Consider the following 20,720-nt stretch of genomic DNA (forward strand, 5'->3'; position numbering starts at 1 on the left):
CGCCCCCGCACCCGCCTCCCGTGCGGCGTCGGAGTCCTCGGAGATCTTGGTAGGTTCAGGCCCCTCAGGGGGCGCGGAACTACCAAGATCTCCGGCTTCGGGGGCCGCGGCGGGGGTCGTGGGGCGCTGCCAGGGCGGCACCCAGGCGGCGGCCTGGTCGGCCAGGGAGTCCCGACGCTCGTCGCTGCTCATCCCGCTCGCTCCTCCGGCGTCGCCGCCCCGCTCTCGTCCGCCGCCACACCCGGCGACGTCCCGCTCTCCAGCGCCTCCACACCCGACGCCGCCCCGCTGTCAGCCTCTGCCGTTCCGGCGTCGGCCACCGAACCGACGTCCGCCACCGCAGGCGGCGCCGATCCGTTGTCGACCACCGATTCGGTGTCCGCCGTCGCACCCGGCATCGAGTCGCTGTCGAGCACGGCCGGCCCGGCGTCCGCCGCCGATGCGGTGTCGGCCGGCAGCGCACCTGCGACCGCGTCTGAGCCGCTCTCGTCCGCCGTGCCGTCCCACACCGGCCGCCGCTCGGCCGCCGCCGGCAGCAGGCCGGAGCCCGCCGGCTCGGCCAACGTCGAGGCCGACTCGGCCATGCCGTCCGACACCGGCCGCCGCTCGGCCGACGCGGCCGGCAACGGATCGGAGCCCGCCGACTCGGGCGGGGTGCCGGCGTACTCGTCGACGTGCAGGTCGGGGCCGCCGTCGGCGGGACCGGTCCAACGTACGGTCAGCTCCTCCAGGGCCTGCTCCTGGACGAAGGCGACCAGGCCCTCCCGGTAGAGCTCCAGCAGGGCCAGGAACCGGGCCACCACCTCCAGGGTGGCCTCGCAGTCGGCGCAGAGCAGCGAGAAGGTGGCCGTGCCGACCCGGCGCAGCCGCTCGGTGAGGATGCCCGCGTGCTCCCGGACGCTGACCCGGACCATGTGCACGTGGGCGATGGAGACCTCGGGCACCGGCTTCGGCGTCATCGCCCTGATCGCCAGCTTCAGCAGCCGTTCCGGGCCGATGCCGAGCACCAGGTCGGGCAGCGCGTCGGCGTACCGGGCCTCCAGGGTGACCGCGCGGGGGTAGCGCCGGCCGCCGACCTCCTCCAGCGCGGCGATGTGCGCCGCCGCCTCCTTGTACGCCTTGTACTGCAACAGCCGGGCGAAGAGCAGGTCCCGCGCCTCCAGCAGCGCGAGGTCCTCCTCGTCCTCGACCTCGGCGGCGGGCAGCAGCCGGGCCGCCTTCAGGTCGAGCAGCGTCGCGGCGATGAGCAGGAACTCGCTGGCCTCGTCCAGGTCCCACTGGTCGCCCATCGCGCGGATGTAGGCGATGAACTCGTCGGTGACCCGGTGCAGCGCCACCTCGGTCACGTCGAGCTTGTGCTTGCCGATGAGCTGGAGCAGCAGGTCGAACGGGCCGGTGAAGTTCGCCAGCCGGACGGTGAACCCGCCGCTCTCCACCGCCGCCTCGGGCACGCCGGCCGGATCCGTCGGCACCTCGGCGACGGCCTCGGCGGCCCGTACGGGCGGCTGCTCCGGCGTCGTCGGAGGGTCGAGGGGTGGCGCGGTCACCGGAAGACCGTAGTCCACGCCCCGGCCGGCTCGGCGCGAAGGTGCACGCCGGCCTACCGCTCGGCCTGGGCGGCGATCACCTCGCGGGCCAGCTGACGGTAGTTGCGGGCGCCGGACGAAGCCGGGTCGAGCGTGGTGATCGGGGCACCGGCGACGGTGGACTCGGGGAACTTGACGGTCTTGGTGATCACCGTCTGGTAGACCTTGTCGCCGAAGGCCTCCACCACCCGCTGGAGCACCTGGCGGCAGTGGGTGGTGCGGCTGTCGTACATGGTGGCGAGGATGCCCTCGAGCTCCAGGTCGAAGTTGAGCCGCTCGCGCACCTTGTCGATGGTGTCCAGCAGCAGGGCCACCCCGCGCAGGCTGAAGAACTCGCACTCCAGCGGGATGAGCACGCCGTGCGCCACGGTCAGCGCGTTGATCGCCAGCAGGCCCAGCGAGGGCTGGCAGTCGATCAGGATGTAGTCGTACTCCTTGCGGACCGACCGGAGCACGCGGGCCAGGGCCATCTCCCGGGCGACCTCGTTGACCAGCTGGATCTCGGCCGCGGAGAGGTCGATGTTGGCGGGCAGCAGGTGCAGCCCCGCCACGTCGGTCTTGATCAGGACGTCCTCGGCGGTGACGTCGTCCTGCATGAGCAGGTTGTAGACCGACAGGTCGAGGTTGTGCGGGTTGACCCCCAGCCCGACCGAGAGGGCGCCCTGCGGGTCGAAGTCGACAAGCAGCACCTTGCGGCCGTACTCGGCCAGTGCGGCGCCCAGGTTGATGGTCGTGGTGGTCTTGCCCACACCACCCTTCTGGTTGGCCATCGCGATGATCCGCGCCGGGCCGTGCCGGTCGGTCGGCATCGGCTCGGGAATCGGCTTACGCATCGTGTATGCCGCCGGATCCGCCGGACCGAGATCCGCCCCGAGCGTGGCCTGCTGCTCGCGGAGCTCCGACGTCCAGGTCTCGGCACGGTCACCGTTGCCAGCCATGTGCTCGTTGCCCCCTCCCGACGACCACCCGGCGTCGGAGCCGTCCGACGTCCTTCGCGGCGCCGCTGCGCACCCCGGTCTGCATCACCATCGCCCCAGGAGGTCCGCGCCGATGCCGACTGTACGCCACCGCCCGGCGGCCCGGTCGCACCCGCTCGGCGTGTCGCCGCCCCGCCGACCAGGCCAGCCACCGGCGGCGTGCACCGCGCGCCCGCCCCGGGCGCCGTCGCGCCGCGTGAACCGGCCGGCGGCCACCGGAGCGGACCGGGGTCCGGCCGGCCCCGGCGGGACGGCCGACGGTCGGCCCCACGCCCGGGGCGGGGCCGGAGCCGGAGCCGGGAGCGGGACCGGGACCGGAGCCGGACGGGTCACCCCCGCGCCCGGGGATGGGCGGTGGCGTACACCTCGCGCAGCCGCTCGACCGTGACCAGGGTGTAGACCTGGGTGGTGGTCACCGAGGCGTGGCCGAGCAGTTCCTGCACCACCCGTACGTCCGCGCCGCCGTCGAGCAGGTGGGTGGCGTAGGAGTGGCGCAGGGTGTGCGGGGAGACCGCCTCCGGGCCGTCCACCGGCAGCCCGGCCCGCTGGGCGGCGCGACGCAGGATGGTCCACGCGCCCTGCCGGGTCAACGCGCCGCCGCGGGCGTTGAGGAAGACCGCCGGGGTGCCCCGGCCGGCGGCGGCGAGCCCGGGGCGGGCCCGCACCAGCCAGGCCCGTACCGCCTCGACGGCGTACCCCCCGACCGGGACGAGCCGGGTGCGGCCGCCCTTGCCGCGCAGCAGCACGGTGCCCTCGTCCACGTCCAGGTCGTCCACGGCGGCGCCGACCGCCTCGGAGATCCGCGCCCCGGTGCCGTACAGGAACTCCAGCAGCGCCCGGTCGCGCAGCGCGAGCGGCGCCTGGTCGCCGGCGGCGGTCAGCGACCCGGCGGTCTCCAGCAGCCGCACCACGGCGTCGGCCGGCAGCGCGCGGGGCAGCCGGCGCGGCGGCGTGGGCGGGCGGACGTCCCGGCTCGGGTCGGCGCCGGCCAGCCCCTCGCGCAGCGCGAACCGGTGCAGGCCGCGTACCGCGCTGGCCGCCCGCGCGGCGGAGGCCACCGCGAGCGGCGGATGCTCCTCGTCGCCGGCGCGCAGCCGGGCCAGGTGCGCCTCGACCTGCCCCGGGCCGACGGCGGCCAGGTCCGGCACGCCGGCCGCCGCCAGGGTGGCCAGGTAGCGCTCCAGGTCCCGTCGGTACGACGCGAGCGTGTTCGCCGACAGTCCCCGTTCGACGGTGAGGTGGTCGAGGTAGCCGCGGACGGCACGACGCAGGGCCGGCGCGGGCTCCACGCCCGCGCCGGCCCCGTCCGGTGTGCCGGTCAGCCCGCCACCTCTCAGGCCAGCGCGTCGGCCAGCGCGAGGGGCGCCATGCCGTGCGCCTCGGCGACCGGGCCGTAGGTGACCTGCCCGTCGTGGGTGTTCAGGCCCAGCGCCAGCGCCGGGTCGCGACGCAGCGCCTCGCGCCAGCCGTGGTTGGCCAGCTCCAGCGCGTACGGCAGGGTGACGTTGGTCAGCGCGTAGGTGCTGGTGTGCGGCACCGCGCCCGGCATGTTCGCCACGCAGTAGAAGATCGAGTCGTGCACCTGGTAGGTCGGCTCGGCGTGCGTGGTGGGACGCGAGTCCTCGAAGCAGCCGCCCTGGTCGATGGAGATGTCGACAAGCACGCTGCCCGGCTTCATCCGGGAGACCAGCTCGTTGGAGATCAGGGTCGGGGCCTTCGCGCCGGGCACCAGCACCGCGCCGATGACGAGGTCCGCGTCCAGCACGGCCCGCTCGATCTCGTACGCGTTGGAGGCGACCGTCTGCAGGTGGCCCCGGTAGATGGCGTCGGCCTGGCGCAGCCGGGCGACGTTCTTGTCCAGCAGCAGCACCTCGGCCTGCAGGCCGAGCGCGATCGCGGCGGCGTTCATGCCGGAGACGCCGGCGCCGATGACCACCGTCTTCGCGGCGTACACACCGGAGACGCCGCCCATCAGGATGCCGCGCCCGCCGCCCTGCCGCTGGAGGTGGTAGGCGCCCACCTGCGGGGCGAGGCGACCGGCCACCTCGGACATCGGGGCGAGCAGCGGCAGCGACCGGTCGGGCAGCTCGACGGTCTCGTACGCGATGCCGGTGACCTTGCGGTCGACCAGCGCGTCGGTGCACGCCTTCGAGGCGGCCAGGTGCAGGTAGGTGAAGAGCACCTGCCCCTCGCGCATCCGGTGGTACTCCTCGGCGATCGGCTCCTTGACCTTGAGCACCAGCTCGGCGGTCTCCCACACCTCGTCGGCGGTGGCCAGGATCTTGGCACCGGCGGCGGTGAACTCGTCGTCGCCGATGCTGGACCCGACGCCGGCGCCGGACTCGACGAAGACCTGGTGACCGCTGCGGACGAACTCGTTGACGCCCGCCGGCGTGATCGCCACGCGGTACTCGTGGTTCTTGACCTCGCGTGGGATTCCGACCTTCACGATGCAGACACCTCTCTTCGGGGCTGCGCTCCCCCGACTGCGCGGTGCCACGACGGCCCCTTTGCCGCCGCGGTCCACCGGTCCCGCCGGCGGCAGTCTAGGCGCGTCGCCGCCCCCGATGAGGCAGCACAGTGACATCCGGTGCCCGCACCCGCTGACGATGTGTCAGGCGTGAACCGGGCCGGCGGTGGGACCCGCGCCTCAGCCGTCAGGACAGTGTTCATCCATTATCGTCCCACTCTTCGGGTGCCGCTGCGGACAGGAGAGCAGTGGATCACTAGGGTGTCGCCTCATGACCACACCTCCTTACCAGCCCGGCTTCCCCAACCAGCCCGGGTACCCGTCGGGTGTCTCCGACAAGAGCAAGGTCGTCGCGGGCGTCCTGCAGATCGTGCTGGGCACCTTCGGCGTCGGCCGCTTCTACATGGGCGACACCAAGACCGGCGTCATCCAGCTCATCGTGTCCCTCGTGACGTGCGGCATCGGCGGCATCTGGGGCCTCGTCGACGGCGTCCTGATCCTGATCAACGGTGGCGTCGACGGGCAGGGCCGGCCGCTGCGCGACTGACGACCCGGAACGACGAAAGGGGCCGTGCGGACGTACCGCACGGCCCCTTCACGTTCTTCCCGGCTCAGCCCGGCAGGGGCGCGTCGGCCCGGCGCAGCGCCGACCAGCCGGTGTCGCGGGCCCGGGCGGCGGCGAGCAGCCCGGCCACGCAGGAGGCGTTGGTGATCTCGCCCGCGAGGACCATGCGGACCGCCTCGTCCAGGTCGATGCGGACGACCTGGAGGTCGGCCTCCTCCTCGTGACGCTCGTGCCGTTGCTCCGCCGGCACGTCGGCCAGGTCCCGGGCCAGGAAGACCCGGACCAGCTCGTTGGTGAAGCCCGGTGAGCTGTGCAGGTCCACCAGGACGTCGATCCGCCCCGCGGTGAGGTCGACCTCCTCGGCCAACTCCCGGACCGCGGCGGCGGCCAGGTCCTCACCGGAGACGTCGGTCAGCCCGGCCGGCAGCTCCCACAGGTGCCGCCCCACCGGGTGCCGGTACTGGCGGATCAGCACCACCTGGCCGGCGGAGTCGAGCGCCACCACGGCGACCGCGCCGACGTGCCGGACGAAGTCGCGGACCCCCGTCCCGCCGCCCGGCATGGTCACCTCCTCGCTGACCACGTCGAAGATCCGACCCCGGTAGCGCTCGGTGCGGGAGCGCACCTCGTAGCGGTGCTCGACGGCGCGCACGCCGCTGTCGGGCCCGGTGCCCCGCTCGCTCACGCCGCCGCCCCGCTTCGCGTGCCAGCGGCGCGAGGCGCCGCGCTGCGGTGCCCGATGGTTCGCTCGCTACGCTCGCTCACGAGGCCGACGTCGCCTTCGCGGCGGCGCCACCGTTGCGGGCGGCGTTCTGCGCCGCCGCGCTCTCGGCGGCCTCCAGGTCGACGGGGAGCTGGTCGGCCTCCGAGTAGGCCACCGCCGCCTTCACGAAGGAGGCGAACAGCGGGTGCGGCCGGGTCGGCCGGCTCTTCAGCTCCGGGTGCGCCTGGGTGGCCACGAAGAACGGGTGCAGGTCCCGGTCCAACTCGATGAACTCGACCAGCCGCCCGTCGGGCGAGGTGCCGGAGATGTGCAGGCCCGCCTTGGTCAGCGCGTCGCGGTAAGCGTTGTTCACCTCGTACCGGTGCCGGTGCCGCTCGCTGACCTCGGTGCTGCCGTACGCCTCGGCGACCAGCGAGCCCTCGGCGAGCGCCGCCGGGTACGCGCCCAGCCGCATGGTGCCGCCCAGGTCGCCCCTGCCGGCCACGATGTCCTCCTGGTCGGCCATGGTGGCGATGACCGGGTGCGCGGCCTCCTCGTCGAACTCCAGCGAGTTGGCGCCGTCGAGGCCGGCCAGGTGCCGGGCCACGTCGATGGTCATGCACTGCAGGCCGAGGCAGAGGCCGAGCAGCGGGATGCCGTTCTCCCGGGCGTACCGGGCGGTGCCGATCTTGCCCTCGATGCCGCGCACCCCGAAGCCGCCGGGGATGACGATGCCGTCGACGCCGGCCAGGGCGGCTGCCGCGCCGGACGGGGTGACGCACTCGTCGCTGGGCACCCAGCGCAGCTGCACCCGGGACCGGTGGCCGAAGCCGGCGGCCCGGATCGCCTCGCTGACCGACAGGTACGCGTCGGGCAGGTCGACGTACTTGCCGACCACGGCGACGGTGACGGTGTGCCGGGGCTGGTGCACCCGGTCCAGCAGGTCGTCCCAGCTGGCCCAGTCGACGTCCCGGAAGGAGAGGCCGAGCCGGCGCACCACGTACGCGTCGAGGCCCTCGCGGTGCAGCACCTTCGGGATGTCGTAGATGCTCGGCGCGTCCGGGGCGGCGGTGACGGCCTCGCGGTCGACGTCGCAGTAGAGCGACAGCTTCTGCTTGACCTTGTCGGGGATCTCCCGGTCGCAGCGCAGCACCAGCGCGTCGGGCTGGATGCCGATGCTGCGCAGCTGGGCCACCGAGTGCTGGGTCGGCTTCGTCTTCAGCTCGCCCGACGGCGCCAGGTACGGCACCAGCGAGACGTGCAGGTAGAAGCAGTTGTCGCGGCCCAGGTCGTGGCGGACCTGGCGGATCGACTCCAGGAACGGCAGCGACTCGATGTCGCCGACGGTGCCGCCGACCTCGGTGATCACCACGTCCGGAACCTGGCCGTCGTCGTCCGGGTCGGCCATCGCCAGGATCCGCGACTTGATCTCGTTGGTGATGTGCGGGATGACCTGGACGGTGTCGCCCAGGTACTCGCCGCGCCGCTCCTTGGCGATCACCTCCGAGTAGATCTGCCCGGTGGTGACGTTCGCCTTGCCGGAGAGCGCCCGGTCCAGGAACCGCTCGTAGTGCCCGACGTCAAGGTCGGTCTCGGCGCCGTCCTCGGTGACGAAGACCTCGCCGTGCTGGAACGGGTTCATCGTCCCCGGGTCGACGTTGAGGTAGGGGTCGAGCTTCTGCATGACCACGCGCAGGCCGCGCGCGGTGAGCAGGTTGCCGAGGCTGGAGGCGGTGAGGCCCTTACCCAGCGAGGAGGCGACTCCCCCGGTGACGAAAATGTGCCTGGTCGTCCGTGCTGAAGGGGCCAAGGCCTGCTCCCGTGTCGTCCGTCGCGGTCGTGCAGACCGCCGTGCCGATCAGCCAAGTGATCACGCGATCCACGGGATTCCACGGTAACACCTCTCCCGGCCCACCCGCCGGGCGCACCCGGAGCGGGCTGCGGGACGTCCCGCCCGCGCCTCAGCCGGCGGTGACCTCGGTCGATGCCAGGCCGGCCGGCGCGCGCTCCCCCGCGCCGGTTGCGGCCGTCGGTCCGGCCGCCCCGGTCGCCGGGCCCGGGGCGCGCGGAGCCGGGGGCGCCGCCGCCGTGGCCGGTCCCGCACCCGCATCGGGGGTACGGGCGGCGCCCGGCCCCGCGCCGGGCGGTGCCGGGCGGTCCGGGCCGGCGCCGTCCGGTCCCCCGCCGGTGTCCCCGCCGGAGCCGTCGCCCGTACCGCCGGGCCCCTCGTCGCGTGGGCGGGCCGCGTCGGGCAGCGTGCGGTCGGTGGAGTGGTCGAGCACCCGCAGCGCGGCCAGCGCCGCCATCGGCACCACCAGGGCGGCGGCCGCGCCGGCCACGTCCAGGGCGTCGCCGCCCAGTACCCCGCCGATCACCGCGGCGACGGCGGTGCCGGCCATCGCCGCCCGCATCGCCGGGTAGATGCCGAACAGCCGCATCAGCCCGCCCCACGGCTGGAGCAGGGCGAACCAGACCAGCAGGGCGCCGGCCAGGGCCAGCACCGTCAGCGGGCTGTTGACCAGGGTCTCGAAGTTGGCCGTGCTGGAGCGGTGCACGGTGAGCCCGCCGGTGCCGTCACCGACGGCGGCCAGGAACCGGCCGAGGCTGCCCCGCTCGGCGGCGGGCCGGCGCAGGTCGAGCACCGCGAAGCCGATCGTCAGCGCGAGCCCGGCCATGGTGGCCCAGGCGAGCCTGCTGATCGTCAGCCAGCCGCCGGCGCTGATCGCCGCGGCGACGCTCAGCCCGGCGGTCAGCGCGATCGCGCCGATCGGGTCGGCCCCCAGGTACGGGCTGCCGACGACCAGCACGGCGGCGCCGCCGACGGCCACCATCACGGGCGGCCGCCAGGACCGGCGGACCCGCTGGGCCAGCCATCCCGCGCTCAGCAGGGACCCGGCCAGGAACACCCCGAGCCCGACGGTGCCCAGCCCGGCGTACCGGCCGCCCTCCAGGGCGGAGTAGCCGACCACCCCGTTGAGCTGGAGGCGGGCGCCGGTGAGCACGTCCAGCCCCACGGCCAGCGTGGTCAGGCCGGCCACCGCACCGAGCGGACCGAGCGTGCTCGCGTGCCCGGGCGCGAGCCGCACCACGGCGGTCGCGGCGACCAGCAGCAGCACGGTCACCCCGGCGAAGTAGACGCCCGCGTGGTCCCCGCGCCACCAGGGCACGGCGTCGGCCAGCAGCGCGGCCGGGACGGCGAGGGCCGCCGCGACCAGCAGCAGCTCCACGACCGCCACCACCCGCCGCGAGACCGGCTCCGGGCCGTACGGGCCGGCGTGCCGGCGGGCCCGGCGCAGCAGCGGCAGCACCGCCACGGCCAGCAGCACCTGGGCGCCGGCCAGCAGGGTGAAGAACCAGTCGGCCACCCGGCGCTGGGCGGCCGCCTCCCGGTCGGCGTCCGCCGGCGCGGCGATCGCGGCGGCGAGGTCCGCCGGCCGCCCGCCGACCGACTCGGCGGGGCGGCCGAGGAAGAGCCGTTCGGGCATCGGCCGGCCCAGCGCGGTGAGCGCGGTCGGCGCGAGGTCGACCAGTTGCAGGTACCCCTCGCGGCCGGTGCTGGCCGAGGTGAGCCACCCGCCTTCCCAACCCGGCCCGTCGGCGACGGCGACGTGCAGCCGGGACGGGGCGTCGGTGTCGGACACCCCGGCGACGAGCACCAGCGAGCGGGGCGGCCGGGCGGCCAGCACCCGGGCCAGGCGGGCGTCCGCCTCCCGAGCGACCGCGGCCCGGGCCGCCGGGTCCTCGCCGGTGACCGTGCCGAGGTCGACGATGCTCAGCACGCAGGAGCCGAGCAGGCCCGTCGGGTCCGCCGGGAGCGCCGGCGCGTACCGGTCGACGCGGCCGAACGGTCGGGCGGCGGCCACGGCCGCGCCGGGCCCGACCGCCACCGAGCAGCGCACGGACTCCGCCAGCGCGCCGGGCACCGTGCCCCAGGGCAGCCGCTCCTGGTTGTGCAGGACGACGCTCTCCTGGTCGGGCAGGTTCGCGCCGATGCCGTCGGGCTGCTCGACCGTCACCTGGGCCGGTGGACAGCCCCCGGCCTGACGGCTGCCGTTCCAGGCGGCGTAGCTGCCGGCGCCGAGGGTCAGCCAGCCGTCCACCGGGCAGGTCGGGCGGTGCGCGGATCGGACCGACAGGGAGCCGATCGAGCCGTTCTGGGCCATCCGCCACAACGTCGGCGTGGTCTGCGGGTCGACGTCCTCCCAGCGCAGCCCGGCAACCCCGACCAACACCACGAAGTCGGCGGTACGCCCGGGCGACGCCGCCCGTTCGGGGCGGGCGGTCAGCGCGGTGATGCCCAGCGCCACCACGACCAGGGTCAGCAGGATCGGGGCGATTCTGCGCCGCATCACCGGCGTCCCGTCGACGGGGCGTCGGCGCCGGGGGCGGCCGGTCCGGCGCCGTGCGGGGCCAGCTCGGCGTAGAGCGCCGCCAGCTGGGCAAGGGTGTCCGCCTCGGTGGGCCAGGAGGCGGCCCGGGCGGCGCCGCGCCGCGCCAGCTCGGCCCGCCCGGCGTCGTCGTCGAGCAGGGCGCGTACGGCCGCGTCGACGGCGTCCACGTCCGCCGGCGGCACCAGCACCGCGGCGTCGCCGACCAGCTCCGGCAGGCCGCCGACCGCCGTCGCCACCAGTGGTACGCCGGCCCGCATCGCCTCCTGCGCGAAGAGCTGACGGGCCTCCCAGTCGCTGGTCACCAGCGCCAGGTCGGCCCCGGCCAGCAGGTCGGCCACGTCGGTGCGGTGCCCGAGCAGGGTCACCGGGGCCCGGGCGGCGGAGATCCGGGCGGCCAGCGGCAGGTAGGCGGGGCCGCTGCCGGCGATCACCACGACCGGCGCCGGTGTCCGGGTACGCCACCGGGCGGCGGCGTCGACCAGCACGTCGTACCGCTTCTGCGGGTGCAGCCGGCCCACGGAGAGGATCAGCGGCCGGTCCTGGCCGACGCCGAACTCGGCGCGGACGGCGGCCCGGCGGCGGCGCGGCGCGGGCAGTGCCGGCGCGGCGACCGGGGCGAGCCGGGCGTCCGCCGCGCCCAGCGCGGTGGCCCGCTCGACCAGGTCGGTGGAGGCGCCGAGCGCCACCCGGGCGCCCCGGGCGACGACCCGCTCGACGAGGCGCGACACGCCACCGCGCAGGCCGCCGGCGAGCACCGCGTTGTGCCAGGTGACCACGAGCGGGGCGGCGGGCCGAGCGAGCACGGCGACGAGCCCGGCGCGCAGGCCGTGGGCGTGCAGCACGTCGACCGGTTCGGCGGCGAGGGCCCGGCGCAGCGCGGTGACCGCGCGGGCGTCGGCCGGGGTCGGGCTGGCCGGGATCTCCACCGGCAGGAACCGGGCGCCGACGCCCGTGAAGTCGAACTGCTCCTGCGTCGCGGCGGGGCCGCAGACCAGCACGGAGGCGCCCGCGGCGGTCAGCCCTTCGGCCAGCGAGCGGACGTGCTGCCCGACGCCGCCGGTGCTGGAGGCGAGCAGCAGGGCCACCGTGCCGCGCCAGCCGGGAAACGGTGCCGGCTGCGTCACCGCGACCACCCCCGTTCGTCGGTAGTCGTCGGCCGGTCACCCGTCCTGCACCCGCTCACCGGGACACCGTCTCCTTCCCGCCACCCCGTTCCGGGGGGATGTCGCCCTCGCCCGTCCCATCGGCGGGGGCCGCCGGCCCACGCCGGCCCGCCCTGCCCAGCCGCCGGAGCACCCCGGCGAGCAGCGGCGTCACGTCCCGCCGGTCGACCAGCCAGACGACGGCGAGGAACACGACGCCGACCAAGGCTCCGGACAGCATGCCCTGCACGAGTGCACCCGGTGTCGTCGGGGTGCCGCCGGCGGCCGCGTCGAGCCAGCGGGCGAGGGCCGTTCCGGCGAGCGCGGCCAGGGCGCCGGCGAGCAGTCCGGCGGCGCCGGCCCGGCCCGCTCCGGCGAGCGCGGGGCGCCCGGCCGAGCGCCACACCGCGACGAGCAGCAGCCCGCCGAGCAGCACCATCCCGACCGAGTTGGCCAGGGCGACCGCGAGCACCCGGTCCGTCACCGGCAGGAGGACTGCCAGCGGCACCGCCACCACCGGTACGGCCAGCCAGCCGGCGGTGATCGCGAAGGTCGCCGGGCGGGTGTCGCCCCGTGCGTAGAGGGCGCGGGAGAGCACCGCGAAGAGGCCGTAGCCGAGCAGCCCGGGGGCGAAGCCGGCGATGGCCGCGGCGGTGGAGGCCGGGTCGCCCGGGTAGAAGAACGCGGCGACCGGCGCGGCCGTGCCGACCAGTGCCGCCGCGCCGAGGCAGCTGAACAGCACCACCCCACGCACGGTCGAGGAGAGCGTGCGCCGGTACTCCTCGTCCCGCCCCGCCGCGGCGGCGGTCGCCAGCGTCGGGTACGCCGCCACCGCGAGCGGGACCGCGAGCACCGCCCAGGGCAGCAGGTACATGGTCTGGGCCAGGTTGAACACCTGCGGCGAACCGGTCGGGCCGCCGGAGACCCGTTTGAGCAGCACCAGGAGCGCGAGCTGCTGCGCGGTGACGGTGACCGCCCCGGCCATCGCCAGCCCGCCCACCCGCGCCCGGGCGTCGGGCGGGAACGCGTACCCGAGGCGTGGCCGCAGGCCCAACCGGCGCAGCGGGACCAGCAGCGACAGCGACAGCACCACGACGCCGAGCGTGGTGCCGGCCGACAGGAGCAGCTCGCCTCCACCGCTCACCTGCGCCACGCCGACGCTTCGTCCCTCCGTCCCGGCGAAGACGAGGTACACCACGATCACGGTGAGGCTGGACAGCAGCGGCGCGATCACCGGCCAGGCGAAGCGGCGGTGTGCCTGGAGCACCCCGGTGAGCACGATGCCGACGCCGTAGAGCGGCAACTGCGGGGCGAAGACCCGCAGCATCCGCGCCCCGGCCGCCAGCTCGGCCTCGGAGCGCCCCTCGCTGAGCAGCGACACGATCGGGCCGGCCGCCACCGCGACCAGGACGGCCAGCGGCACCAGCAGGGTGACCGTCCAGGTGAGCAGGGCCCCGGTGGTGGCGGACACCGCGCGCCGGTCACCGGCCGCGACCGGCCCGGCCAGCAGCGGTACGACCAGGCTCGCCAACGCGCCACCGGCCACGATCTCGAAGATGATGTTCGGCGCGGTGTTGGCGATGACGTACATGCCGCCGAGGTCGCTCTTCTGCACGACCCAGGTGAAGACGGCGGTACGGCCGAAGCCGGCGAGCCGGCTGAGGACGGTGAGTACGGCGATGAGCGCGGCCGCTCCGGCGACACGGCCGGCGCCGGCGAGGGGTGCCGGGGTCGTCACGTCAGTCGGCGCGCCGGCCCAGTGCGTCGAGCTCGCGCAGCCCGGGGGTGCGCTGGATGACCTGGGTGAAGCTGACCTTCTCGCTGGCCGCGGTGAGACCGGCGAGCACGGCGAGCAGCCCGGCCCGCCCGACGGGCCCGGTACGCGCGGCCAGCGCCACGCCGAGCAGCGCGCCGAGCGCGTTCGCGCCGCTGTCGCCGAGCATCACGTCCTCGCCGAGGTCGGCGGGGAGCAGCCCGGCGGCGGCGCCGACGGCACCGGCGGCGATCCCGCCGTGCGGGCCACCGGCCAGCGGGGCGCCGAGCAGGAGGCCGGACTTGAGCGCCCGGCCGGGACGCAGGTCCAGCAGGTTGAGCAGGTTCGCGGTGCCGGCGATGACACCGGCGCCGAGCAGCACGTCGACGCCCCGGCCCAGCGGGCCCTGCCGCTGGCGACGCCGGTGCCCGGCGACCCGGGGGTCGGCGGCGAGCAGCGCGGCGGCGCCGAGGCCCGCGGCGCCCACCCCGACGACCTTGACCAGCCCGGCGGTGACCCGGCCCTCGCGCAGCGCGGCCAGGTGCCCCGCGAACCCCTTGGCCGCCTTCTGCTCCGGCCGGGTGCCGACCACGTCGTCGTAGAGCCCGACGGCCCCAGCGCCCACCCCGGCGACCAGGGCCGCGGCTCCCGACGGGCCGCTGGAGGCGCCGAACGCGCCCGTCGCGGCGGCGCCGGCCGCGAGGGCGGGGCCGGCGGCCAGGCTCACCGTGCGGCCGCGGAAGTTGGTCCGCTCCAGCGCGGGCCCGGCCGGTGAGGTGCGCACCTCGCGCAGTGCGTAGCGGGCGGCGGCGGCGCCCGCGCCGGCGATCAGCAGTCGACCGAGCAGGCTCACGCGTCCCCCTCCCGCCGTACGTGGGCGAGGCTGGATCCGGACACCGGGGTACGTCGTAGCATCACTGGGGCAGTCTAGGCAGCAGGGTGGCGTTGTCGGCGACGCCGTACTGACCGGCCTTCTTCTCGGTGACCTGTTGCACCAGCGCGAGGGCGGTGACCAGCTGGCCCTGGTTGGTGTTGGCGTTGTCGACGGTGGAGATGGTCTGCACCAGCACCGGGTCGCTCCGGACGGCGGCCACCAGGTTGCCCCCGGCCGAGCCGTTGCCGCCGACGACGATGGTGCCGGCCTGGTCGAACTGCTCGGCGACCTTGAGCACCGCCTCGTCCTTCTTCGCCGAGTCCTTGTCCACATACGGCTGCCCGCTGACCAGGACGACGGCCTCCGCCGGCGCGGTGACCGGCTTCTCGGTGGTCAGGTAGTTGGCGTTGACGTAGGCGGCAAGCACCGCCCGCCGGTCGGCCTCGGTGACGGGGGTGGCACCGGCCGCCCGGTCGATCAGGACGCTGGCCAGCAGCGCGCTGGACGTCTCGACACCGTTGCTGTTGCTCGGCAGGTCGGCGGTCGGCGCGCCGGTGGGGCGGGCAGCGGTGACCGCCAGCTCCAGCAGGTTGTTGTTGTTGTCCGGGTTGATGAACTTGTCCTGCAGGTCGATGCGACCGGTCACCTGGGCGCCGGCGAGCTGGAGCATCTTGACCACGCCCTCGGTGTGGTCGCGCCCGGTGGGCAGGCTGACGACCAGCACCCGCTTGCCGGTCAGCGTGCCCGGCAGGACGACCTCCGCGATCTGGGCGGCGAACTCCTCCTCGAGCTCGAGCTCCTTCTCCATGCTCTGGACCGCCTGGCGCATCAGCTGGTTGTCCTTGCGCAGCCCGTTGACGTGTTCCTTGAGCGAGTCGGCAACCGGGCCGTTGAGGGCGGCGGTGCCGACCACCAGGCCGATCGCCAACGCGAGGAAGACGGCGGTCAGGGACACGACGTGGTACCGGAAGTTGATCACACCTGCAGCCTCTTGATCGGTGGGACGCTAGAAAAGCTGTTCAAGCTGGAACACGAAATTGTTCCACCACTCGGAGACCACGCCCAAATACGCCTTGCCGACGGTGGAGACCGCCACGGCCGAGGCCATCGCCGCGATCGCGGAGAGCACCAGCAGCAGCAGCGACGACCCGGAGATGCTCTGCCGGTAGAGCCGGCTCACGCCCTTGGCGTCGACCAGCTTGCCGCCCACCTTGAGCCGGGTCAGGAACGTGGAGGCCATCCCGCCGCGGCCCTTGTCGAGGAACTCGACGAGGGTGGCGTGGGTGCCGACCGCGACCAGCAGCGAGGCGCCCTTCTCGTCGGCCAGCAGCATGGCCAGGTCCTCGCTGGTCGCCGCCGCCGGGAAGGTCACCGCCGGCACGCCGAGGCCGTTGACCCGGGCCAGGCCGGGCGCCCGGCCGTCCGGATAGGCGTGCACGATCACCTCGGCGCCGCAGCGCAGCACGTCGTCGGTGACCGAGTCCATGTCGCCGATGATCATGTCCGGCGTGTAGCCGGCCTCCACCAGCGCGTCCGCGCCGCCGTCGACGCCGATCAGGACCGGCTTGAACTCACGGATGTAGGGGCGCAGCACGTCCAGGTCGGCCTTGTAGTCGTAGCCGCGCACCACGATCAGGCAGTGCCGCCCCTGCATCTCGGTCTGGATCTCCGGCACGCCGACCCCGTCGAGGAGCAGGTCGCGCTCCTGGCGGAGGTAGTCCATCGTGTTGGCGGCGAACGCCTCCAACTGGACCGAGAGCCCCTCCCGGGCGTCGGCCATCGACTTGGCCACCGACTCGGCGTCCTGGAGGCTGCCGTGCCCCACCGGCTCGTCGCCGAGGAAGACGGTGTTGCCCTCGATCCGGACGGTGTCGCCCTCGCGGATCCGCTCGAAGACCCCCTCCCCCAGGTCGTCCAGGAGCGGGATGCCGGCGGCGACCAGCACCTCGGGCCCCAGGTTGGGGTAGCGGCCGGAGACCGACGGCTTCGCGTTGAGCACGGCGCCGACGCCGACGGCGACGAGCGAGTCGGCGGCGACACGGTCGAGATCGACGTGGTCGATGACCGCGATGTCACCGGGGCGGAGCCGGCCGACCAGGCGTTTTGTCCGGCGGTCGAGGCGTGCGGTGCCGAGGATCCTGCCCGGTTCCGCGTTCCGGGTCCGGCGCAACGTGGGTAGACGCATCGTGACCATCCTGGCATGTGAGGCAGGCAATTCTGTCGCGACATGCCTGAGCAGGGCCGCCTACCCAGGGAAGCACACTAACGCGCAGGCCGGTGTGCCTGTGCTCACAATCGCCGACCTCACGGGCGCCTTTCCCGGGCCGCCACGGCGAGAAGCTCCTCGGCGTGCGCGATACCCAGGTCCGAGTCGGGCAAACCCGCGAGCATCCGGGCCAGCTCCCGCGCGCGCTCGGTGTCCTCCACCACCCGCACCCCGCTGGTGGTGACCGCCCCGCCCGTGTCCTTCGCCACCACCAGGTGCCGGTCGGCGAACGCGGCCACCTGCGGCAGGTGGGTGACGACCAGCACCTGGTGGCTACGGGCCAGCCGGGCCAGCCGCCGGCCGATCTCGACCGCGGCCTGGCCGCCGACCCCGGCGTCGACCTCGTCGAAGACCAGCGTGGGTGGCCCGCCCGAGCCGGCGAAGACCACCTCGATGGCGAGCATCACCCGCGACAGCTCACCGCCGGAGGCGCCGCGCTGCAACGGCAGCGAGGGCGCGCCCGGGTGGGCCAGCAGGCGCAGCTCGACCTCGTCGCCGCCGTCCGGGCCGACGCCGACCTCGGTGCCGTTGACCGGCAGGGTCGGCTCGGCGCGCCCGGCGGCGCGGGGCAGCACCGCCACCTCGATCCGGGCGTGCGGCATGGCCAGCCCGGCCAGCTCGACGGTGACCTGCTCGGCGAAGCGGGTCGCCGCCTCCTGCCGCGACGTCGACACCCGGCCGGCCAGGTCGGCCACCTCACCGGCCAGCCGGGAGGCCTCCCGGTCCAACTCGTCCAGGAGGTCGTCGGAGGTGTCCAGGTCGGCCAGCCGGGTGCGGGCACGCTCGGCCCAGGCGATCACCCCGTCGACGTCGTCGGCGTACTTGCGGGTCAGCGCGCGCAGCGCCGCCCGCCGCTCGTAGACGGTCTGCAACCGGGCCGGGTCGGCGTCGAGCGCGGCGAGGTAGGCCGACAGCTCGGCGGAGACGTCCGTGACGAGAGTCGCCGCCTCCTCCAGCCGCCCCGCCAGCTCACCCAACGCCGGGTCCGTGCCGGCCTGCGCCTCCAGGGTGCGGCGGGCGGTGCCGAGCAGCGCCGCCGCGTCCGGCGTCTCGTCAGTCGCCTCCACGCCGCCGGCCACGCACTGGTGGGCCACCTGCGCCGCGGTACGCAGCCCCTCGGCGTGCTCCAGCCGCTGCGCCTCCGCCTTCAGCTCGTCGTCCTCGCCGGGCTGCGGGTCCACCCGGGTGATCTCGTCGAGGCCGAGCCGCAGCAGGTCCGCCTCCTGGTTGCGCTCGCGGGCGTTGCGCCGCCGGTCGGACAGGTCGTCGACCACCGCGCGCCAGCGGGCGTACGCCTCGCGCAGCGCGTCGAGCAGCTTCTCGTGCTCCGGGCCGGCGAAGCGGTCCAGCGCCGCCCGCTGCTCGGCCGGCCGCAGCAGCCGCAGCTGGTCGGACTGGCCGTGCACGGCCACCGCCTGCTCGCCCACCTCGCCGAGCATCGACACCGGCATGCTCCGCCCGCCCAGGTGCGCCCGGGAGCGGCCCTCCACGGTGACGGTGCGGCTCAGCAACACCGAGCCGTCCTCGTCGGGCTCGCCGCCCGCGTCGGTGATCCGCGCGTGCACGGTGGCGGCGACGCGGCCCGCGAGCCGCAGCCGGCCCTCGACCACCGCCCGGCCCGGCTGGGCGCGCACCCGCCCGGCGTCGGCCCGCCCGCCGAAGAGCAGGCCGAGGCCGGTGACCACCATGGTCTTGCCCGCCCCGGTCTCGCCGGTGATGACGTTCATGCCGCCGGTCAGCGGCAGCGTGGTGTCCTCGATGACGCCCAGTCCGGTGATGCGCAGCTCTTCCAGCACAGCAACCGACAGTAGACGCGGCCCCCGACACTTGACCAGCCGGCGTGCGCGCGCCGGTGCGTCCGCCCGCCGACACCTCGCCGGGGCGGCCCGTCGGCGCCGGCCGGGCCCGGGGTCAGCGGCGGTTGCCGCGCCAGCCGTGCACGGGCAGGTCGAACTTCGCCACCAGCCGGTCGGTGAACGGGCGGTCCCGCAGCCGCACGACGCGCACCGGCAGCGCGCCGCGCCGCACGGTGACCCGCGCCCCGGGCGGCAGGTCGTAGACCCGTCGGCCGTCGCAGGACATCACGGCGAGGGTGGTGAACGGGTCGACGGTGATGACGAACGTGGAGGTGGGCGCGGTGACCAGCGGCCGGCTGAACAGCGCGTGCGCGCTGATCGGCACCAGCAGCAGGGCCTCCACCTCCGGCCAGACCACCGGCCCGCCGCCGGAGAACGCGTACGCCGTCGAGCCGGTGGGGGTCGCGCAGACCACGCCGTCGCAGCCGTACCGGGACAGCGGGCGGCCGTCCACGTCGACCATCAGCTCCAGCATCTGGGCGCGCTCGCCCTTCTCGACGCTGATCTCGTTGAGCGCCCAGGACTCGATGGTCGGCCCGCCGTCGAACTCGGCGGTCACGTCGAGGGTGAGCCGCTCGTCGACGGTGTAGTTGCGCTCGACCACGTCGCGTACCGCGCTGTCCAGGTCGTCGATCTCGGCCTCGGCGAGGAAGCCGACCTTGCCGAGGTTGATGCCGATCAGCGGCACCTTCTCCGGGCGGGCCAGCTCCGCCGCGCGCAGGAAGGTGCCGTCCCCGCCGAGCGCGAAGACGATCTCCGCGCCCGCGGCCGCCTCGAGGCCGGTCACCGGGACCACTCCGGGCAGGTCGAGGTCGTCGGCCTCCTCGGCCACGACCCGCACCTCGAAGCCGGCCGAGATCAGGTCGGCGGCGACGGCGCGGGCGTGCTCGGTGCTGCGCCGGCGACCGGTGTGCGTCACCAGCAGCGCGGTGCGGCTCACCGGGACGGCCGTCCCGTCGCGCCCGCGCGGCATCCGCGCGGCACGCCCGCGACCGCGGGGCTCGCCAGTCCACTCACCCGGCCACCTCCTCCGTCGCCGCGTCCGGCTGGTCGCCGGACGGCACCGGGCCACCCGGCCCGGCGGTCACCACCGCGCGCACCCGCTCCGGGTCCGCCGGCGGTGCGTCCCGGCGTAACCATACGAAGAACTCGACGTTGCCGCTCGGCCCGGGCAGCGGACTCGCGGCCACGTCGGCCAGGCCGAGGTCGAGCCGGGCCGCCGCGGCGGCCACGTCGAGCACGGCCTCCGCGCGCAGCGACGGGTCCCGGACAACCCCGCCGGCGCCCACCCGCTCCTTGCCGACCTCGAACTGCGGCTTCACCATCAGCGCCAGGTCACCGTCGGGCCGGGTGCAGCCGGCCAACGCCGGCAGCACCAGCCGCAGGGAGATGAACGACAGGTCGGCGACCGTGAGGTCGACCGGGCCGTCGATGACCTCCGGTGTCAGCGTACGGACGTTGGTGCGCTCGAAGACCCGCACCCGGGGATCGTTGCGCAGCGGCCAGGCGAGCTGCCCGTAGCCGACGTCGACCGCGACCACCTCCGCCGCGTCGGCGCGCAGCAGCACGTCGGTGAAGCCGCCGGTGGAGGCGCCCGCGTCCAGGCACCGCCGGCCGGCCACTGTCAGCCCGCCCGGGGCGAAGGCGGCCAGCGCGCCGGCCAGCTTGTGCCCGCCCCGGGAGACGTACTCCGAGCCGGGGTCCTCGCCGGTGACCAGGAGCGGATCGGCGGGGTCGACCATCGCGGCGGGCTTACGGGCCGGCACGCCGCGCAGCTGGACCCGGCCGGCCTCCACCAGCGCGGCGGCCTGTTCCCGGGACCGGGCCAGCCCGCGGCGGACGAGTTCGGCGTCCAGCCGGTTACGACGTGCCATGCGTGGTTCTTCTCCGGTCGGTCAGGTCTGGTCGATGGTGGCGAGGGTCTCCCGCAGCGTCTCGTACGCCGCCTCGTACTGCGCGATCTGGTCGGCCGGGGCGAGCGTCGCGGCGTTGGCCATCGCCCGTACGGCGGCGTCCACGGCGGGATGCCGGTCGTCGCCGAGGTCGTCGGCGGACTCCGGCAGCGACGGCGGAGCCGGGCGCGGGCCCGGCCGGGCGGCGGGCGGCGGACCGGGGCGGAACGGGCCGGTCGCCGAGC

Annotated in this window: 16 protein-coding genes and 2 pseudogenes; 1 reads left to right on the plus strand and 17 read right to left on the minus strand. The window is 75.2% G+C overall.

From position 1 onward, the window contains the following. The 5 genes and pseudogenes from F6X68_RS34285 to ald all read right to left on the minus strand — a co-directional run. A pseudogene (locus F6X68_RS34285) lies at window positions 1–192 on the minus strand (SMC-Scp complex subunit ScpB); the annotation flags it as partial. A 398-nt stretch (window positions 193–590) separates the two neighbouring features. Next, window positions 591–1,547 (minus strand): annotated as a pseudogene (locus F6X68_RS17055) (ScpA family protein); the annotation flags it as partial. Between the two features lie 53 nt (window positions 1,548–1,600). After that, window positions 1,601–2,524 carry a ParA family protein gene (locus tag F6X68_RS17060; protein ID WP_121397670.1) on the minus strand — a complete coding sequence of 308 codons (924 nt, stop codon included), beginning with the start codon at window positions 2,522–2,524 and terminating at the stop codon, window positions 1,601–1,603. Window positions 2,525–2,892: 368 nt separating this feature from the next. After that, window positions 2,893–3,885, minus strand: a complete 993-nt coding sequence (locus tag F6X68_RS17065; protein WP_151455232.1) for a site-specific tyrosine recombinase XerD — start codon at window positions 3,883–3,885, stop codon at window positions 2,893–2,895. An 11-nt stretch (window positions 3,886–3,896) separates the two neighbouring features. Then, entirely contained in the window at window positions 3,897–5,012 is a 1,116-nt protein-coding gene (gene ald / locus F6X68_RS17070) for an alanine dehydrogenase (protein WP_151455220.1), read from the minus strand. A gap of 226 nt (window positions 5,013–5,238) precedes the next feature. On the opposite strand from ald, the gene F6X68_RS17075 reads away from it, so the two are divergent. Beyond that, window positions 5,239–5,580, plus strand: coding sequence for a TM2 domain-containing protein (locus F6X68_RS17075; RefSeq protein WP_327031199.1), 342 nt, complete (start codon window positions 5,239–5,241; stop codon window positions 5,578–5,580). 64 nt (window positions 5,581–5,644) lie between these two features. On the opposite strand, the gene F6X68_RS17080 is transcribed toward F6X68_RS17075, so the two are convergent. From F6X68_RS17080 to F6X68_RS17135, 12 genes are all read right to left on the minus strand, one after another. Beyond that, window positions 5,645–6,250, minus strand: coding sequence for an NUDIX hydrolase (locus F6X68_RS17080; RefSeq protein ID WP_151455233.1), 606 nt, complete (start codon window positions 6,248–6,250; stop codon window positions 5,645–5,647). Between the two features lie 109 nt (window positions 6,251–6,359). After that, window positions 6,360–8,111 carry a CTP synthase gene (locus F6X68_RS17085; RefSeq protein ID WP_151455222.1) on the minus strand — a complete coding sequence of 584 codons (1,752 nt, stop codon included), beginning with the start codon at window positions 8,109–8,111 and terminating at the stop codon, window positions 6,360–6,362. Window positions 8,112–8,262: 151 nt separating this feature from the next. After that, entirely contained in the window at window positions 8,263–10,650 is a 2,388-nt protein-coding gene (locus F6X68_RS17090) for a hypothetical protein (RefSeq protein ID WP_225852262.1), read from the minus strand. Next, complete coding sequence (locus tag F6X68_RS17095) at window positions 10,650–11,816, minus strand: glycosyltransferase family 4 protein (protein ID WP_151455223.1); 1,167 nt, start codon at window positions 11,814–11,816, stop codon at window positions 10,650–10,652. Before F6X68_RS17095 ends, F6X68_RS17090 begins: the two co-directional genes overlap by 1 nt. 55 nt (window positions 11,817–11,871) lie before the next feature. Continuing rightward, complete coding sequence (murJ, locus tag F6X68_RS17100; RefSeq protein WP_151455224.1) at window positions 11,872–13,572, minus strand: murein biosynthesis integral membrane protein MurJ; 1,701 nt, start codon at window positions 13,570–13,572, stop codon at window positions 11,872–11,874. A 1-nt stretch (window position 13,573) separates the two neighbouring features. Further along, window positions 13,574–14,440, minus strand: coding sequence for a hypothetical protein (locus F6X68_RS17105; RefSeq protein WP_151455225.1), 867 nt, complete (start codon window positions 14,438–14,440; stop codon window positions 13,574–13,576). A gap of 61 nt (window positions 14,441–14,501) precedes the next feature. Further along, the gene (locus F6X68_RS17110; protein ID WP_151455226.1) at window positions 14,502–15,440 is read right to left on the minus strand and encodes a copper transporter; all 939 of its coding nucleotides are present in this window, start codon (window positions 15,438–15,440) and stop codon (window positions 14,502–14,504) included. Between the two features lie 27 nt (window positions 15,441–15,467). Then, complete coding sequence (gene steA, locus F6X68_RS17115; protein ID WP_151455227.1) at window positions 15,468–16,646, minus strand: putative cytokinetic ring protein SteA; 1,179 nt, start codon at window positions 16,644–16,646, stop codon at window positions 15,468–15,470. A 119-nt stretch (window positions 16,647–16,765) separates the two neighbouring features. Next, the gene (gene recN / locus F6X68_RS17120) at window positions 16,766–18,523 is read right to left on the minus strand and encodes a DNA repair protein RecN (RefSeq protein WP_151455228.1); all 1,758 of its coding nucleotides are present in this window, start codon (window positions 18,521–18,523) and stop codon (window positions 16,766–16,768) included. A gap of 115 nt (window positions 18,524–18,638) precedes the next feature. Next, window positions 18,639–19,556 carry an NAD kinase gene (locus F6X68_RS17125; RefSeq protein ID WP_151455229.1) on the minus strand — a complete coding sequence of 306 codons (918 nt, stop codon included), beginning with the start codon at window positions 19,554–19,556 and terminating at the stop codon, window positions 18,639–18,641. Between the two features lie 40 nt (window positions 19,557–19,596). Next, a complete protein-coding gene (locus F6X68_RS17130; protein ID WP_151455230.1) occupies window positions 19,597–20,457 on the minus strand; it encodes a TlyA family RNA methyltransferase in 861 nt (286 codons plus the stop codon). A gap of 21 nt (window positions 20,458–20,478) precedes the next feature. Then, a partial coding sequence (locus F6X68_RS17135; protein WP_151455231.1) for a hypothetical protein occupies window positions 20,479–20,720 on the minus strand: 242 nt, incomplete at its 5' end.

Source organism: Micromonospora sp. AMSO12t (assembly GCF_008806585.1).
GTDB classification, from domain to species: Bacteria; Actinomycetota; Actinomycetes; order Mycobacteriales; family Micromonosporaceae; genus Micromonospora; species Micromonospora reichwaldensis.